The organism is Baekduia sp., assembly GCF_035318805.1.
Classification (GTDB): domain Bacteria; phylum Actinomycetota; class Thermoleophilia; order Solirubrobacterales; family Solirubrobacteraceae; genus Baekduia.
The window spans coordinates 1-3,090 of record NZ_DATHDY010000086.1 but is presented as its reverse complement, the minus strand read 5'-3'; the positions used below and the strand labels follow the sequence as shown (position 1 = coordinate 3,090).

3 protein-coding genes are annotated in these 3,090 nt (G+C 74.7%); all 3 read left to right on the top strand.

Going from position 1 to position 3,090, the window contains the following annotated elements:
• Positions 1-679 (top strand): CheB methylesterase domain-containing protein (locus VK501_RS19040; protein WP_324340147.1); only part of this gene is annotated, 679 nt, incomplete at its 5' end.
• Positions 676-1,506: a protein-glutamate O-methyltransferase CheR gene (locus VK501_RS19035; RefSeq protein WP_324340145.1), complete on the top strand. Its 831-nt coding sequence runs from the start codon at positions 676-678 to the stop codon at positions 1,504-1,506. The genes VK501_RS19040 and VK501_RS19035, both read left to right, overlap by 4 nt.
• Positions 1,506-3,090: chemotaxis protein CheA (locus tag VK501_RS19030; RefSeq protein WP_324340144.1), on the top strand; the 1,585-nt coding region annotated here is incomplete at its 3' end. The genes VK501_RS19035 and VK501_RS19030, both read left to right, overlap by 1 nt.

Sequence of the window (3,090 nt, the reverse complement as noted above, 5' to 3'; positions counted from 1 at the left end):
GGCCGCGCCGGCGGTGGCCGGCCCCGCGCGCCCGCCGCGCCCGGCCCGCGTGACGCCGCTACCGGCCGACTCCGCCGTCACGCGCCTGCGCGCCCGGCGCGTCGGGGCGACCGCCGGCAAGAAGGTCGTGCTGATCGCCACCTCGACCGGCGGCCCGCGCGCCCTGGCCGAGCTGATCCCGCGGCTGCCCTCGCCCCTGGGCGCGGGCGGCATGATCGTCCAGCACATGCCCGCGGGCTTCACCGCCTCGCTGGCGCAACGGCTGGACCGCAGCGCCAAGCTGACCGTGGTCGAGGCCGCCGGCGGCGAGGCCCTGCGGCCCGACACGCTCATCCTCGCCCCGGGCGGCAGCCACCTGCGCCTGGCTGACGACGGCGTCGCGCGCCTCACCGACGAGGCAGCGGTCGGCGGCCTGCGCCCGCGCGCGGACCTGACGATCGCCGACGCCGCGCGGATCTACGGCGAGCGCCTGCTGCTCGTCGTCATGACCGGCATGGGCAAGGACGGCCTGGAGGGCGCACGCGAGGTCCGCGCCCGCGGCGGCCGGATCCTCGCCGAGGCCGAGTCGACCTGCACCGTCTACGGCATGCCGCGCGCCATCGTGGAAGCGCACCTGGCCGACGACGTCCTGCCCCTCGGCGAGCTCGCCGAGGCCATCGCGACCGAGACCGGATCATGAGCCTCGTCACGACGCGCGACGCCGCGACCGGCCGCGGCACCGCCGACGACTACGAGCCGTTCTGCCTGGCGATCCGCCGGCTGTGCGGCATCGACCTGCTGCAGTACAAGCGCGGCCAGATGGAGCGGCGCATCCGCTCGTTCGTCGCCACGCGCGACGTGGACGGGCTCCTGGCCTACGCCGCGCGGCTGAAGGCCGACCGGGCCGAGCTCGACCGGTTCCTGGGCCGCGTGACGATCAACGTCTCGCAGCTGTGGCGCAACCCCGAGCAGTGGGAGGTCCTGGAGGAGACGGTCCTCCCCGATCTCGCGCGGACGGCGGCCACCCAGCCCCCGAGGATCCGCGCCTGGAGCGCCGGCAGCTCCTACGGCGCCGAGGCCTACACCCTGGCGGCGATCGCGCGCCGCGCCCTGCCGCGCGCGCAGGTCACGATCCTGGGCACCGACATCGACGCCCGCATGGTCGAGCGCGCCCGGGCCGGCGTGTTCACCGCCGAGGACGCGCGCGACGCGCCCACGGCGACGCTCGCCTCGCACTTCCAGATGGTCGACGGCGCCTGGCACGCCGGCGACGCGCTCAAGCGCATGGTGCGCTTCGAGACCGGCGACCTGCTGCGCGCCGCGCCGGCCGCGGGGTCCTACGACCTCGTGCTGTGCCGCAACACCGTCATCTACTTCAACGAGGACGTGCGCGACGCCCTGCACGGCCGCCTGGCGGACAGCCTGCGGCCCGGCGGTCGCCTCGTCGTCGGCGCCACCGAGCGCGTCTCGGAGCCCGCCCGGCACGGCCTCGAGCCCGAGTCCCCCTTCGTCTACCGGAAGTCGTGATGGACACCTCCGAGTACCTCCCGATGTTCCTGGCCGAGTGCCGGGAGAACCTCCAGGAGCTCAACCTCGCCGTCGTGCGCCTCGAGGAGGCGCCCGACGACCGCGACACGGTCGACGCGATCTTCCGGATCGCCCATTCGCTGAAGGGCATGGCCGCGACCATGGGCTTCGAGGGGATGGCGACCCTGACGCACAAGATGGAGGACGTCTTCGAGCTGCTGCGCCAGCGCGGCACCGGGCTGACCGGTGAGGTCGTCGACGTGCTGCTGGCCTGCCTCGACGCGCTCTCGGGCGCGGTCGACTCGATCGACGACGACGGCGCCGAGAGCCTCGACCCGGCCGAGCTGGTCGAGCGCCTCGGCGCGCTCGTCCGCGAGAAGGACGACCCCGAGGCCGCCGCGCCCGCGCCGGAGGTCGAGATCGCCGCGCCGCGGCTGGCGCCGGTCGGCGACGGCCGCGTGGTGCTCGAGATCCACGCCGTCCTGGGCGAGGACGCCCAGATGCCCGCCGTCCGCGCGTTCCAGGTCCTGGCCGCCGCCGCCGAGAACGGCGACGTCCTGCGCTCGAGCCCGACCGAGGGCGAGATCGACGGCTTCGACGGCCGCATCGTCGAGATCCTGCTGGCCACCGACCACGAGGTCGACGCGATCGCCGCCGCGATCCGCTCGGTGCCCGACGTCGCCGACGCCCGCGTGGCCGAGGCCGCCGTCGAGCCCGTCGAGGACGGCACGCCGCTGGCGGCCGTCGAGGCGGGCGATGCGCCCGCCGCGGCGATCGTCGCCGCGCCCGCCGGCGCCGCGGCCGCCGCCAAGAAGGGCGCGCACCAGACCGTCCGCGTCGATGCCGAGCGCCTCGACCAGCTCATGCACCTGATGGGCGAGCTCGTCGTGCAGCGCACGCACGTCGAGGCGCTGTCGCTCGAGGCCGACGTCCCGGGCCTCAGCCAGGCGATGCAGGAGCTCACCCGCTCCTCGCACGCCCTGCAGGCGATGGTCATGCAGATCCGCATGATCCCGATCGAGGCCGTCTTCATGCGCTTTCCGCGCCTGGTGCGCGACGTCGCCAGCAAGCTCGACAAGCAGGTCGAGCTGGACCTCGTCGGCAAGGAGACCGAGCTTGACCGCACGGTCGTCGACGCGATCGGCGACCCGCTGGTCCACCTGATCCGCAACTCGCTCGACCACGGCCTGGAGGCGCCCGAGGACCGGATCGCCGCCGGCAAGCCGCCGACCGGCAAGCTGACGATCGCCGCCCGCCACGCCGGCGGCAGCATCGCCATCACCGTCAAGGACGACGGCCGCGGCATCGACCCCGTGAAGGTCGCCGCGATCGCCGTCGAGCGCGGGCTCATCACCCGCGAGCAGGCCCAGCTCATCGACATGCGCGGCGCCATCGAGCTGCTCTTCGCGCCCGGCTTCTCCACCGCCGCCGAGATCGGCGCCCTGTCGGGGCGCGGGGTCGGCATGGACGCGGTCCGCGAGAAGATCCGCGAGCTCGGCGGCGAGGTCACGGTCACATCGGTCCTCGGCGAGGGCACCGTGAACGAGATCCGCCTGCCGCTGACGCTGGCGATCATGTCCGCCC